Genomic DNA, 14,243 nt, shown 5'->3' with positions numbered 1-14,243 from the left:
TACACCGCCAGGCTCCCAATTCAAGCAAAAGGCCTACCCTAACCGGTAGGCCTTTTTGCGTTGAAGTGCCTCGGGGCAGGCCATCCTGCCGGCGCACACTCCCGCATGCCAGCCACAGCGCTTCGCTGGTGGCATTGCGAAACACTTCCCTGTGTTTCGCCCTTCGGGCCTGCCTGCGGCAGTCCAAAACTGCTCCAGGCAGTTTTGTCGCCATGCGAGAGTAAGGGGACCTCATGCGACAAAAACGTCAGTAATGTTTTCAGCTTCAGCCATATTACTGAGTTTATATCGTCATGCTATATAGGAGTGCGTTTTGGAATCCCCCTTTGTAAAAGGGGGATGAGGGGGCTTAGAGGTTTACTTGCGCTGCAAATTGCCCTGCAGATCAAAATGCCATTCGGGTTTACCCAGCAGGTTAAGATAAACTTTTGCGTCGCTTTCGCTGAATACTTTTATAAACTGATTATGCTGATCCAGCAATAACAACCAGCTTTTCGGACTTGCAGCAAATTGTTGTTCTGTCAGATAGCTTTGCATTCCCATATATCTGGCAGGAATGTTGCGCCAGCCCTGGTCTATCCGATAGATATAGCGGCCTTTATATTCAGGGTGTAAAAAATTACTTTGCTCCAGCGTACTGAGGCTGTTGCGGTCTATAATACTAACCATTGCTACGGCCTTGCTGCGCTGCAGTAGCACAGTGGCGTTTTTGATGTGTTGTTGATGCTGCTGTTTACGCTGGCTTTCAGTAGTCTGGCTATTAACTTTAACCGGGGTGGCAATTTCCAACGCAAACAACTCAAGTTCATACCTGTCTAAAATTTTCTGGTAAGTTGCGTGATCAGTGCAGTCTGTTAACACAATATCGTCCGGTGCCCGCTGCATAAGTTTAGGATTTGTGGCAATGCCGCTGACGAACTGATCCGCTTCCAGCTGCAGCTGTTGCAGCAGCAAACTGTTTAAGCGACTAGGGTCAGGCTTTTTAACCATATACTGCTCTGGGTCGAGCGTTATACAATGCTGGTAAAACTTTTCAAGAGCCTGGTTATACACATGGCTGTTAACAGCATACTGAAGAGTGCGTAATTCGCTCTGGCTATATCCTGCTGTACTGCTTATAGCCAGGCTTAAAATGAAAGGCGCTATCATTGTCATAGAGTAGATGATCAGTAAGATTCTAATAAAAACGCCGCACAGTAGCACTTTTCCCGTGTTTAAAACAGTACTTAGTGGCTTGACTAAAGGTTATTGGTATCAATTTGCTGTTGAATTAGCGAAATGCAGGCAGCTTTTCCTGGCAGTTGAAAGCGCTGACTGATGGTCTGCCAACTTTGTTTTTGCCATAACCTGGCTGCAATTACGCTGGCGGGTAGAGGCTCCAGCTGCTGATAGTTCAAATTGAACCAGTTTAGTAGCAAGCCAGCTATCAGTTCATAAGGCCGCTTGCCAACAGCAAATAGTTGCAGTTGTTCAATATCGGCTGTGGTTAAAGGTGATGTTGGTGGCAAAATCAGCTTACATATCACAGTAAAACTTAAGTTAGCCGGGTACTCAGACAGGCACTGGTACAACTCACTGCCCGCTCGCTGCTGTAATTGCTTCACTAACAATTCGTGATTGCTATCCAGTGGTTTAAGCATCATTACTGATGGTTCGCTACTGGCATTATCGGCGAAGTGGCTCAGCCGTACCGGGATAAATCCGGCTTTCTGCCAAAATGAGAGCAGTGTCGGGCTGACGCCAAAACTGGTTCCCAATAACCCAGTAGTATTTTGTTGTGAAATTGACTCCGAAATACCATGCAGTAACCGGCTGCCCAAACCAAGGCGCTGCAAATGCGGCGTCACTGCTATTCGCATTATCCTTACCACCCGCTGGCTGGCTAGCTGTGGCTGGGCCAGGTGAAATGCCAGACTTTGTGCCAGTAAGTGCCCCTGCACCCGACGTTTGCCCTGGTATACCTGCTTAGTTAGTTCCGGCTCCAGCTTTCCCTCATCACTTAGTAACGCGCAGGCTAATAACTGATCGTGTTGATAAAGGGCGGCAACACTCAGGCTGGGGTTATCAAGCAATGCTGCCAGATCTTTAACCTGGGTCTGATAATGCGCCAGGCTCAGTAAGTGAAATACAGCCGTCAGTTTTGCAGACGCAGTATGCCAGTCAGGTTGCCGGAAAAAACGAAGCTGTAGTTGCTGGTCAGGCTGATACTGCATTTCTGTTAGCGGCTGGCGCAGCAGGAAGCTGTTAAAAATAAGTTGTTCCAGCGGATCATTCAGCTGATATCGGACAGGCTGTTTTAGCTCGAGCCGTTTCCAACCTTTCTGCGTTTGGTCCAGATATCGTTGAAACCGCAGCTGAAAACCACGACCAGTGCCTTCGTAGCCATGCTCAGTTGTCGCAAACACAATACGGCTGTAATTATCAGCCAACTGCTTTAACACGGCTGTTGGTAACGCAGCGGCCTCGTCAATCAGCAACAAATCCAGTTCAGGTTTTTGTTCCAGCAAGGTATCAACCGGCATAAAGCGCAGGCCAGTGGTATCTGCTAGCTGGCTTTGATAATGGTTAATGGCAGTCGCTGCAGCATTGGGGCTGGCAGCAGTAATAGCCAGTCTTGTTTTACCTTGCTTTGCCAGCAATGCAGCTGCCAGGCCAAGTGCTGCAGACTTACCGCGACCACGATCAGCAACGAGTACCAGTGGCCGTTTCCGGTGGCCTGACACCACCTTTAAAATGGCTGTTACAGCCTGTTGCTGCTCAGTGCTGGCATAAGGCATTGCAACTTCAACAGGCGCTATATACTCCGGCAACGATAAAGGCTGAGCGACGCTAAGCTGATTATTAAGCAGGGTTAGTTTTAGGATCTGACATTCAGCCAGTCGGGCTAACCAGAAGCGAATAAACTGACCCTGATGCTGCTTTGGATCAATTGGATAGGGCAAAAGTGAAGCATGCGCCGGATTCGGCTGACTGCACCATTTTTCATCTTCTGGCGCCAGCAGCAGCCATAAGCCGCCGGCACGTAAACAGCCTGCACTGGCTGCGACTAAATCAGCATTAAAACCGTTAAAGGCATTAATAACCAGCATATCGCATTCGCTGCCCAGCAACCGATAGTTAGCGCCGGCGGTAAGCGGGGTGGCATTAGCTGGCGCTTCATCACCCAGCCAGTAGAGTTTTTGCGGCGTCAGGCTGCTAATAAGTTCCTCACATGCTTGCAGCAGCGGTTGTTCGCCACCCTGCAACAGCACCGGCAAGCGGACCCGGCGTGCAGCAGCTTGCGCCAGCAGCGGCTGCAAATAAGCGGTAAGCGGCATTTAACCAGCGGCCTGCAGCCTGGCATAGGCTGTCATCAGCCATTTGCTACCAAGCTGATCAAAATTAACCTGAATACGTGACTGTGGCCCAACGCCTTCATAGTTGAGCACTGTACCCTCACCAAACTTATCATGCAGCACCCGCTGGCCAAGCTTAAAGCCGGTGTTTTCAAAGGCGACATGGCTGGCAGCACTGCCAAAACGGCCAGCCTGAGCCGGCCGGCTTACCTGAGTGGTTAAGCGGATTTCTTCCAGGTATTCAGCCGGGATCTCGCGGATAAAGCGTGACGCTTTATGGTACTGCTCCTGACCATATAACCGGCGACTTTCCGCATGGCACAAATACAGCTTTTGCATTGCCCGGGTCATGCCGACATAACAAAGCCGGCGCTCTTCTTCCAGGCGGGTTGGGTCATCACCACTTTGCTGGCTGGGAAACATACCTTCTTCCAGGCCACAAATAAATACCAGCGGAAACTCCAGCCCTTTGGCGCTGTGCAGAGTCATTAATTGCACAGCGTCTGAATGCTCTTCAGCCTGATAATCACCGGCTTCCAACGCGGCCTGCGATAAAAATGCGGCCAGTGGCGTCATATCTTCCACAGTGTTGCTGTTAAAGTTCTGACAGGCCGTTACCAGCTCATTTAAGTTTTCGATCCGGGTCTGGGCTTTCTCGCCTTTTTCAGCCTGATACATCGCATATAAACCTGATTGTTTAATAATATGCTCGGCCTGTTCAAATAACGGTAAGTCGGTCAGCTCCTGCTCCAGCCTATCGATAAGCTGCATAAACTGCTCAATGGCATTGGCGGCGCGGCCACTGAGTTGCTTTTGCTGTAACATCTGCTGCAGGGCCTGCCACAGGGTTTGCTGCGCACCGCGGGCGTGCAGCCGTACTTTATTCATGGTGGTGTCGCCAATGCCGCGGGCCGGGGTATTAATAATCCGCTCCATCGCTGCGTCATCCTGACGGTTGCTGATCAGGCGTAAATAAGCCAGCGCATCTTTAATTTCCTGCCGCTCATAAAAGCGTAAACCACCATAAATACGATAGTGCAGGCCTTCCTGAATCAGGGCTTCTTCCAGTACCCGTGACTGGGCATTATTCCGATACAAAATAGCACTTTCGGTCAGACTGCCGCCCTGGTTATGCCAGCTGCGAATACGGCTGACAATAAAGCGCGCTTCATCCAGTTCGTTAAAGGCGGTATACAGTGAAATGGTTTCGCCGTCGCTGTCTTCCGTCCATAAATCCTTGCCCAGCCGGCCGCTGTTATTAGCAATAACGGCGTTAGCGGCTTTTAGGATAGTGGCGGTAGAGCGGTAGTTTTGTTCAAGCCGGATAGTTTCTGCGCCGTTAAAATCGCGCAAAAACTGCTGAATATTTTCAACCCTGGCGCCACGCCAGCCATAAATGGATTGATCGTCATCACCAACAATCATTACCTTGGCGGCAGTGCCTGCCAGTAACCTTAGCCAGTTATACTGAATGGCATTGGTGTCCTGAAATTCGTCTACCAGAATATGGCGGAAGCGCTGTTGGTAATGGCCGCGCACATCGGCATGGTTTTTTAACAGCTCAAAACTGCGCAGCAGTATTTCGGCAAAATCGACTAAACCAGCGCGGTCACACATTTCCTGATAGGCTGCATAAATTTTTATCATCTGCTGCAGGCTGAAATCGCCACCGGCATCTATCATGCCAGGGCGCTGGCCATCGTCTTTGCGGCCATTAATAAACCATTGAATTTGCTTGGGAGGCCAGTGCTTTTCATCCAGATTAAGCGCTTTTAATACCCGCTTTACCAGCCGGTACTGATCGTCAGAATCGATGATCTGAAAACCCTGCGGCAACCCGGCCTGCTGGTAATGCGCCCGCAGCATCCGGTGTGACAAACCATGAAAGGTGCCCATCCAAAGGTTGTTTAAACTTACGCCTATAGTGCTTTCAATCCGGCCGCGCATTTCCTGGGCCGCTTTATTGGTAAAGGTTACCGCCAGCAAACTATAGGGAGCGACGGTTTCCACCTGCATTAACCAGGCTAAACGATGCACCAGAACGCGGGTTTTACCACTGCCAGCGCCAGCTAAAATCAGCATATGCTGCGCCGGTGCCGCCACCGCGTCACGTTGTTTATCGTTTAAGCCATCCAGCAGGTTGGATACATCCATCAGCACATCTCAGTAAACCATTTGCGGCCATTATAACAGCCCGGTCGTGAAGGCCAAGCTTAGTTAGTGGATATATAACCAGTTAGTTGTGTCTGACTGCTGCTTGCTATTGTTGCTCTTGCTGCTTTAGTTTGTATGTATTAGCGAACGCGAGAATTGCCATACTGATGCAGGCAAAAATAAAGAAACCTGCAGTTACCGGAATAAGGGTACCGTTATACATCTGGCCTATTATGGTGCCGATAAACATCGACATAATGGACGACGTTGAACCGATAATCGCTGCTGCTATACCTGCGACATGGCCCATCGGTTCCATAGCCATTGCGTTGATATTGCCAAACACCAGGCCAAAACAGAAAAACAGAACAGCAGCGTAGAGTAAGAACATCCACAGCTGTATTTCCACGCTTAAATGCAACAATAGAAACAGCCCTGAGCTGGCTATAATGCCCCAGACAGCACTGCCGGATAAACGCTGCATGCCCCATTTTTGCACTAAACGTGAGTTCACCAATGAGGCTGCGCCAAACACTATAGCCAGCAAGCCGAAGTACAAGGTAAACAGCTCTCCGGTTTTGAATAAATCCTGGAAAATTTGTTGCGACGAATTCAGGTAGCCTATAAAACTGCCAAAAAACAAGCCCATGCAAATCATGTAGCATACTGTCGGTACATTGCTGATGACTTCTTTAAAACCCTCGGCAAAGCCTTTTTTACTCATTGGGATCCGATGCGTTTCGGGCAAGGTTTCCTCTAACCGGCAAAAGATCCATATAACAATTAACAGGGCGTAGAACACATATAGCAAGAAAATATCACGCCATGAGCCAACCCATAACACAGCTTGCCCCAGGCTGGGCGCTAAGGCCGGTACCATGACGAAAATCATCATCACCAACGACATAATGCGTGCCATATCATTACCGGAGTATTTATCCCGCACTATTGAAATAGCCGACACATAAGGGCCAGAAACGCCTAAACCCTGGATAAAACGACCTAATAGCAAAGTATTAATATCATTAGCGAAATAGCAAACCACTGTGCCCACTAAAAACAGTGCTATGCCGCCATTAAGCACTTTTTTTCGGCCTGTAGCGTCTGACAAAGGGCCGCAAATCAGCTGGCCCAGCGCCATACCCAAAAACAACGCACTGACCACCAATTGCGCCTGATTCGGATTGCTCAGCACTATATCAGCGCGTATAGCATCCAGTGCCGGCAATAATGCATCAATAGAAATCGCCACAATAGACATCATCAGCGCTACCAGTAAGGTAAATTCACCGGTAGAGATGCGCGATTGGGGCGCATGGGTAGAATAATCAGACATTGAAGCTTTCCTTGTTTAAACTTTTCCTTAGCAGGCAGGGTCTGGCGTTGTTTCAGGCCAAAGCTGGTAAGTACTATAACCAGTTTTTATGTTAGTCGATTGGCTTTGCGATAAATCGACAGTTACAGTGGGTGCTGCGCAGTGAAATATATCAGGCTTGTTGAGTTATAACAGTTCGGATATTTGCGGCCATTATAACAGCCCTGCGGTAAGCACCAAGTAAAGCAACAGAATTTAGTGGATAAATAAACAGTGATATAAGCTTTTATTGGCTGTAGCGATGTTTGAAAGACAACGCTTACAGAGCTACTAACCCAATTATTTGTTGCTCAGTCGCTATCTTTCTGTTAAAAATCATTTGTGGCAGAAAAAGGGAAATGATATGCGGTTAAATGGTTGGCAGCGGCTTTATTGTATTCTCGTTGCTGGGTGGGTTGGCTATCTTGCATTTGCAACCCATTCGGACGTCAGTTTTGCGGATGAACGTATTGGGGAGCTGACAGCAGCTGTCCAGCGAATGGAAGCACAGCCGGAACCGGACGGCACCGTGGCAGGCTCAATTACACACCAACTTAACGCGCACAGCCCAGCGCAATTAGCTGAGCGATATCAGCAGCAGTTAAATCAGGTGCAGCAATCTAAAACCACCACTATAACCACAGCGCTATTTTTAGCGGTAGTGCCGCCGATCCTTATTTACTTAATTATTGTCTGGGTAGTTGCCGGCTTCAGGTCATCAGCCAGGGCAGCCAGTTAAGCTGTAATTAAAGCTTTTAACTGCCGTATATCTGTCAGTCGGATATGCGGCAAGGTACTTACCGGTTGACGGTGGTGATCAAGCCAGGCGGCCTGGCAGCCAGCGGCTAAGGCGCCCATCACATCGGCGCGGTGGCTATCGCCTATATGCAGAATTTGCGCAGGTTTAAGCTTGAGACGCTCTGCTGCAACCTGAAACATATCCGGATAGGGTTTCATTTTACCGGCCGGCCCGGCCTGCAGGCTGAACTCAAATAACTTACCAACGCCCATCTTATTAATACAGGCATTACCATTGGTTATGGCAACTAACCGGTACTGGCTGGCCAGTTTGGTTAGCAATTCGGTGATGTCAGGAGTCAGGGTAATCCGGGTACGGGCGTCGAGAAAAGCATCATACCCCTGCTGCGCTACTTTTTTAGCTTCTGTGCGCGGTAATCCCAGTTCAAGTAAGCCTGCCTCTATACCCAACAGACGCCAGCGGCCAATATCATGCCGGATTTCCGGCTCTAGTTTGGCCAGCTTTAAGCGGTGCTGCCACCAGAAGTCGCTGTCGGTCTGGTTACTTTGTGGTGCAAGCTCGAGCAGCGCTGTCAGCATAGCCTGTTCGGCCGCCGCGATAACCGGCGAGTTGTCGTACAGGGTGTCATCTAAATCAAAAGATAATGCCTGGACAGGCGTCAGGGCTTTAAATATTTGCATTGGTTTTCTCAAAAAAGCGGCGGACAAATAACAGCAACAACAAGCCGCTATATAAAGTGTTGCTGCCACCACTGCCTTCAACCACGGCCGGTGGTGGTGGCGGTGGAGGCGGGGTGCTGACGGTAACAGTTTTACTGCTGCTGGCAGTTAACTGATCACTGTCGGTAATGGTTAGTGTTACCTGATAACTGCCCGGGCCGGCAAAATTGTGGTTTACCGTGGCACCGCTGAAGCTGCTGCCATCAGACAGCTGCCACTGGTAAGCCGTGATCGTCGAGTCAGCGCTACTGGCTGCCGCATTAAAGGTGCAGCTAAGAGCAGTGCACTGGCTGGTAAAATCAGCGACAGGGCTGCGCAGCTCACCTACTGTTACAAAGACTGCGCTGACAGCACCGACATTACCGTCACTATCTTCAGCCTGCACATATAACAACTGCTTGCCTGCTGGCCAGTTATTGCTTAGCAGATTTGCCTGAAAACTGGCAACACTGCCATTGTCATTACTATGCAACAGCTGCGCTGTGGCCAATTCAACACTGCTGCTATGCCAGGGCGGCGCATGCCGGTATATCCGGGCCGCCACTACCGTTTGTGCCTGCTCGCGGCCATTACGCTGACTGAATCGCTGATCATCGGCCGTCACAGAGAGTGTCACTGCGTCACCCGCCTGAATATAAGCATGGCTGATTCCGTTGACGTTCAACGCAGTTATATCGGGTCCGGTTGGCAGCTGGTAGGGCGCCTTGCTGACTTTAGCCGCGTAATTCAGTAGCGGTAAGTTGGCCGGTAGCAGTGAGTTGCTAAAAAACTGACAGCCCTGAAAAAAGCCGGTGCCCAGTTCCAGGGTAATAGCAGCTACACCCAGCTCGCCATAACTTACGCTGTCGCTGGTACCGTCGGTCGGGTATAAGCCGATACTCTGACTGGGGTAATAGTTATTAAACCAGGCCAGCTTGCGGCCAAGGGTTTGCAGCTCACTGGCGTTTGGCGCCGGATCATTGGTATGGCCCCAGGGCCAGAGCACCAGCTCGCCGGCGCTATGTAAATCAAGATGCAAACCCGCGGTGTCTGCTGGTGCCGGATCCTGAAAACCGACGCCACGCCGGTCGCTGTATAGCTGGCGAATATAATTCTCTACAGCCTGGGTTTCCGGCTCCGATCCCGCCTGCGGGCCGCGGTAAACTGTTGAGCATGCCTCGCCACTGGAGCCATTACTGCTGATATTCCAGCTGTAGCTGAAATTGCGGTTTAAATCGACACCTGGCTCGTCCTGCGGGCAATGGGTAAGGTTGGCATTTTTGCGCCACAGCTGGCCCTGTTCGGCGAATTTGCGGCCGTCCGGGTTCATATGAAACAACAAATGTATTTCAGTGAAATTCAGCAGCCAGTTGGCATCGGCCTGCTGCTGGTAATTTTCTAATAGCTGCCGGGCAAACTGCAGGTTAAGCTCCGCAGTAACATATTCGCGGGCATGCATAGCGCTTTGCACAAATAATACCGGCCGCTCATCAGCCGGATCAGCCACCGGTTCGCGTCGGCCAAGCCGGAGCACCATTAACGGGTAGCCGCCTTCGCCCTGGGTATGTTGCCAGGAGCTGCCAATACTAACCCACTGCGCTACCTCCGGGTAGTCTGCGGCCAGTTGGGCGGCTTGCTGATAGGTGCCCTCTACTGTGTGGTAACAAGGGTAGCCGGCTATGGTGTCAGCGCTGGCGCTAACATTACTATCTGAGCCGCGCTGGCTATCAATTGCCTGCCCGGGGTAAGCGCTAGCGGGCAATAGCTGCCAGCTGATACCAAAATTTGCTAATGCAGCCAGTTCTGTAACTGGCAATCGCGCATCAATAGTTAATGCGGTGCTGTCGGTTGCCAGGATATACGGATGCAGGCTGATACTGGCTTTGGCATGTTGCTCTGGACCGCTCAGCTGCAACCTTACCTGCTGATAAGGATCCGCGGCTGCCGCTGTCACGCTTGCTGTGAATACGGCACTAAACAAGACTGAAATGACTGTCATTACGGCTTTTTCCGGGCCCTCGGGTGGGCGTTATCATACACCGCGGCGAGATGCTGAAAATCGAGGTGGGTGTATACCTGAGTTGTACTAAGGTTAGCATGGCCCAGTAAGTCCTGCACGGCACGCAGATCTGAGCTTGATTGCAGCACATGGCTGGCAAAGGAGTGGCGTAGCATATGCGGGTGCAGCTGCTGGCCCAGGCCCTGCACTTTGGCCCAATGGTTGACCCGCTGCCTTACCTGACGCGCAGATATGCGTTGCTGCTGCTTACTTAAAAATAAGGCCTGCTGATCGGCCTCTGGCGTCGCCTCGCTCAGTAATAAATGGCGCTGAGTTAGCCAATGCTGCAGCGCTTTTAATGCTACCGAGCCAACCGGAATTTGTCGCTCTTTACTACCTTTGCCGCGCACCCGGATTAACTTTTCGTGCCAGTCAATATCATTAATATTGCTGCCAACTAATTCTGCCAGGCGCAGGCCGGATGAATAAAACAACTCCAACATGGCTTTATCACGGCATGCCAGTACGTCACTGCTGCTGTCAAAGCTGAGCAAATGTTGCAGAGTATCGATATCGAGGTTTTTCGGTAATCTGGCTTTGGGTTTGGGAACGGTCAGGTACTGAGCCGGGTTCTCGCTAACCTGCTGCTGTTGCTGCAGATAGCGGTATAAGCCGCGCAGTGCAGCCACCGCCAGCGCCAGGCTGCGGCCACTCAAGCCGCGGCGCCGGCCGTTGGCCAGGTAAGTTTGTAAGCTGCTTTCGGTCTGATTATGCCAGCTGAACTCAGTTGGCTCCGCGTCTGAGATCTGAGCGCCCTGACTGGCGGCAAACAGGCTAAGTTGTTGACGATAAGTTTGTAAGGTACGGCTGGCATAACCGCGCTCAAAGCGCAGGTAGCTCAGATACTGTTCCAGATCACGTTGCCAGCGCGGCTCAACTGTTGGCATGGCCGGGCAGTACCAGCAACAGCAGTTCGGCCAGATGGCGGATAAACAAGCGATCCATACCCGGCTGAAAATGATCATCCTGCTCGCTGCCAAAAGCCAGCAGGGCCAGGCCAGGGCCACTGCCAATCTGCAGCAGGGCAACGGAGTGAATAGATTCGCCGAATAACGGCTGTTGTTCCTCTTTGTTTAGCCGGCCAAGATAAACGTTGTCGCTGCTTAAGCGGCGGGACACTAACAGCTGATACTGGCTGATTGCGCTGCTGTCTGGCTGCAGGCATATAAGCCGGCAGGCATGTACGTGCGGCATACTGCTGGCAAATTGTTGTAGCGCCTGTTCCGCATCTTGCAGAGTGGGATTTTGCAGTAAACTTAAATGCAGGGTATTCAGCGCATGAAAAATATGTTCGTTCTGGCGCGCGACAGTCATCAGCCGGGTAATGTCGTCTTCCAGTGCGGCAATTTTAGCCCGCTGTAACTCCAGTTGGCGTTCTACCAGCGATACGCTACCCCGTTGCTGATGGGGCAGGCGCATTTGTTGCAGCAGTTGCGGATATTGCTGGAAAAATTCCGGATGGTCCTGCAGATAATCCAGTACCACTGTGGCGGCAATAGCGTCTTTGTTCTGAGCCAGGTTGTCATTCATAACGAGAGTTGTCCATCAAATACGTGCTCGGCCGGACCGGTCATTTTTACAACCTGGCCCGGACCATTCCAGCGAATGTGTAAGGTACCACCAGGCAGGTCTACCTGCACCTGGGGCCCCAGTTTTTTCTGCAGCTGACCAATCACCACTGCTGCACAGGCGCCGGTACCGCATGCCAGGGTTTCGCCGGCGCCGCGCTCCCACACTCTTAGTTTAATATGTTGCGCCGACAGCACCTGCATAAAACCAATATTGGCCTTTTGCGGAAAGCGATCGTGACCTTCCAGCAACGGCCCTAACTCTGCAACATTGGCACTGGCAATATCGTCTACTTCCAGTACGGCATGCGGGTTGCCCATTGAGGCCACGCCGCAAAGCACCGTATGATCGCCGGCCCGCATAATATAGGTTGCTTCCTGCTTTTGAGCTTTAAATGGCACCAGCGCCGGGTCCAGCTGCGGAATGCCCATATTAACGGTAACCTGGCCATCCTGTTCAACATAAAGGGTAATTTTACCCGACTTGGTACTCACCTGAATTTTACTTTTGTTGGTCAGGCCACGGTGGCGAACAAACTTGGCGAAGCAACGGGCACCATTACCGCATTGCTCCACTTCAGTGCCATCGGCATTAAAAATACGGTAATGGAAGTCCAGTTCCGGATCATAGGGTGGCTCTACCATCAGTAGTTGGTCAAAACCAATGCCAAAGTTGCGATCTGCCAGCTGGCGAATTTGCTCTTTGGTAAGAAACAAGTTCTGGCTAACGCTGTCAACCATAACAAAGTCGTTGCCCAGGCCATGCATTTTAGAAAAATTAATGATCATCAATGCCTTATCGCTATTCACTAAGCAGCTGTTCGCCGCGCCATAAATCCTGCCATTGCTCGCGGGCCCGGATTAAATGGCTACGGTCGCCCGTCACCATCACTTCGGCTACCCGCGGCCGGCTGTTGTAATTTGAGCTCATGGTAAAACCGTAGGCACCGGCCGAACGCACGGCCAGTAAGTCGCCCTGGGCAATAGCCAGCACCCGGTCTTTACCCAGAAAGTCACCGGTCTCACATACCGGGCCTACCACATCGTAAAGTTTAGAGGGCTCAGTACTGTGCTGTTTTACCGGCACAATATTCTGCCAGGCACTGTACAACGCCGGACGGATTAAATCGTTCATAGCCGCATCAACAATGGCGAAGTTTTTTTCCTGACCGGGTTTTAGAAACTCAACTTTAGTCAGCAAAATACCGGCATTGGCCATAATAGCCCGGCCGGGTTCCATTATCAGCTCCAGCTGAGGGTAGCTTTGCAGCCGCTCAACCACTTTGCTGATATAAGCATAGGGCTCGGGCGGGGTTTCTTTGTCATAGGTGACCCCCAGGCCACCGCCAATATCAATATGGCTAAGCTCAATGCCGTCCTGTTTTAATGCATCAATTAAACTCAGCAGTTTTTCCAGTGCGTCTAAAAACGGCTGGGTTTCAGTCAGCTGTGAGCCGATATGGCAATCTACTCCCACCAGCTGCAAGTGGCTCATTTCGCTTGCTGCGCGGTAAATTTGCGGTGCTTTTAAAATATCGACCCCAAACTTATTGGCTTTTAAACCAGTGGAAATATAAGGATGGGTTTTAGCATCAATATCCGGGTTTACCCGCAGTGACACCGGTGCCTTAACATTTAAACTGCTGGCCACCTGCTGCAGCAGCTCCAGTTCAGCTTCTGACTCAACGTTAAAGCACTTAATGCCCAGTTGCAGGGCAAAACGCATATCATCGGCAGTTTTTGCCACGCCGGAAAACACCACTTTCGCCGGATCGCCACCTGCTGCAATAACCCGCCGCAACTCGCCACCCGAGACAATATCGAAACCACTACCCAGTCTGCTCAGCACATTTAACACTGCCAGGTTACTGTTGGCTTTTACCGCATAACATACCAGACTGTGCGGATGCGCCGCTGCGGCAGTGGCAAAGGCCTGGTAGTGACGCTCAATGGTTGCTTTAGAGTACACATAGCAAGGCGTGCCGAACTCTGCCGCCAGGGCGTTTAAGTCTACCTGTTCGGCGTGCAAGCTAGCGTTTTGGTAATTAAAGTGGTCCACGGTTTTGCTCCTCAGTGGTGTCCGGCTGTTGCTGGCTGGTACCTGGCTGCTGTTCACCATCGGCTGGTTCAGCGGGCTTTTCTGCTGTCGGCTCTGCCACTTCCGGGGCAGCTTGTGGTAAGGTAAGGGGCCCTTTTTGACCACAGGCGGTTAGCATAATGCTGCCCAGCAATAAGCAGGCAGGCAAAAGAAACTGAGATGAAATGCGCTTCGTTTGCATGGTTTCTATTTCTTTAACGGCTTGACGCTCTATAAT

General features: G+C 51.0%; 13 protein-coding genes. 1 reads left to right on the top strand and 12 read right to left on the bottom strand.

The annotated features are described in order from the left end of the window. From KQY15_RS18015 to KQY15_RS17995, 5 genes are all read right to left on the bottom strand, one after another. A partial coding sequence (locus KQY15_RS18015) for a hypothetical protein (RefSeq protein ID WP_217671308.1) occupies positions 1-187 on the bottom strand: 187 nt, incomplete at its 3' end. A 170-nt stretch (positions 188-357) separates the two neighbouring features. After that, positions 358-1,155: a hypothetical protein gene (locus KQY15_RS18010; RefSeq protein ID WP_217671307.1), complete on the bottom strand. Its 798-nt coding sequence runs from the start codon at positions 1,153-1,155 to the stop codon at positions 358-360. A gap of 83 nt (positions 1,156-1,238) precedes the next feature. Beyond that, entirely contained in the window at positions 1,239-3,317 is a 2,079-nt protein-coding gene (locus KQY15_RS18005) for a GNAT family N-acetyltransferase (RefSeq protein WP_217671306.1), read from the bottom strand. After that, positions 3,318-5,489: a DNA helicase II gene (gene uvrD, locus KQY15_RS18000; RefSeq protein ID WP_217671305.1), complete on the bottom strand. Its 2,172-nt coding sequence runs from the start codon at positions 5,487-5,489 to the stop codon at positions 3,318-3,320. It lies immediately after the preceding gene. Positions 5,490-5,595: 106 nt separating this feature from the next. Then, complete coding sequence (locus KQY15_RS17995; protein WP_217671304.1) at positions 5,596-6,825, bottom strand: multidrug effflux MFS transporter; 1,230 nt, start codon at positions 6,823-6,825, stop codon at positions 5,596-5,598. A 382-nt stretch (positions 6,826-7,207) separates the two neighbouring features. Between KQY15_RS17995 and KQY15_RS17990 the strand changes: the two genes are divergently transcribed. Then, a complete protein-coding gene (locus KQY15_RS17990; RefSeq protein WP_217671303.1) occupies positions 7,208-7,582 on the top strand; it encodes a hypothetical protein in 375 nt (124 codons plus the stop codon). Here the strand turns inward: KQY15_RS17990 and KQY15_RS17985 are convergent. The 7 genes from KQY15_RS17985 to lptM are packed head-to-tail and all read right to left on the bottom strand — an operon-like array spanning position 7,579 to position 14,207. After that, the gene (locus KQY15_RS17985) at positions 7,579-8,283 is read right to left on the bottom strand and encodes an HAD-IA family hydrolase (RefSeq protein WP_217671302.1); all 705 of its coding nucleotides are present in this window, start codon (positions 8,281-8,283) and stop codon (positions 7,579-7,581) included. The genes KQY15_RS17990 and KQY15_RS17985 overlap by 4 nt on opposite strands. Further along, positions 8,270-10,300 (bottom strand): M14 family zinc carboxypeptidase, encoded by a 2,031-nt coding sequence (locus KQY15_RS17980; RefSeq protein WP_217671301.1) that lies wholly within the window; start codon positions 10,298-10,300, stop codon positions 8,270-8,272. Before KQY15_RS17980 ends, KQY15_RS17985 begins: the two co-directional genes overlap by 14 nt. After that, a complete protein-coding gene (locus tag KQY15_RS17975) occupies positions 10,300-11,247 on the bottom strand; it encodes a tyrosine recombinase XerC (RefSeq protein WP_217671300.1) in 948 nt (315 codons plus the stop codon). Before KQY15_RS17975 ends, KQY15_RS17980 begins: the two co-directional genes overlap by 1 nt. Next, on the bottom strand, positions 11,234-11,890 hold the full coding sequence (locus KQY15_RS17970) for a DUF484 family protein (RefSeq protein WP_217671299.1): 657 nt from the start codon (positions 11,888-11,890) through the stop codon (positions 11,234-11,236). The genes KQY15_RS17975 and KQY15_RS17970 overlap by 14 nt, the downstream gene beginning before the upstream one ends. Then, positions 11,887-12,717, bottom strand: a complete 831-nt coding sequence (gene dapF / locus KQY15_RS17965; protein WP_217671298.1) for a diaminopimelate epimerase — start codon at positions 12,715-12,717, stop codon at positions 11,887-11,889. The genes KQY15_RS17970 and dapF overlap by 4 nt, the downstream gene beginning before the upstream one ends. Positions 12,718-12,730: 13 nt before the next feature. Then, on the bottom strand, positions 12,731-13,987 hold the full coding sequence (gene lysA / locus KQY15_RS17960) for a diaminopimelate decarboxylase (protein ID WP_217671297.1): 1,257 nt from the start codon (positions 13,985-13,987) through the stop codon (positions 12,731-12,733). Continuing rightward, the gene (lptM, locus tag KQY15_RS17955; protein ID WP_217671296.1) at positions 13,974-14,207 is read right to left on the bottom strand and encodes an LPS translocon maturation chaperone LptM; all 234 of its coding nucleotides are present in this window, start codon (positions 14,205-14,207) and stop codon (positions 13,974-13,976) included. The genes lysA and lptM overlap by 14 nt, the downstream gene beginning before the upstream one ends. Positions 14,208-14,243: the final 36 nt, after the last annotated feature.

The organism is Arsukibacterium indicum (assembly GCF_019100565.1).
GTDB classification, from domain to species: domain Bacteria; phylum Pseudomonadota; class Gammaproteobacteria; order Enterobacterales; family Alteromonadaceae; genus Alishewanella; species Alishewanella indicum.
Note: the sequence above shows the minus strand (reverse complement) of the source record. Positions and strands in the feature narration are given on the sequence as shown.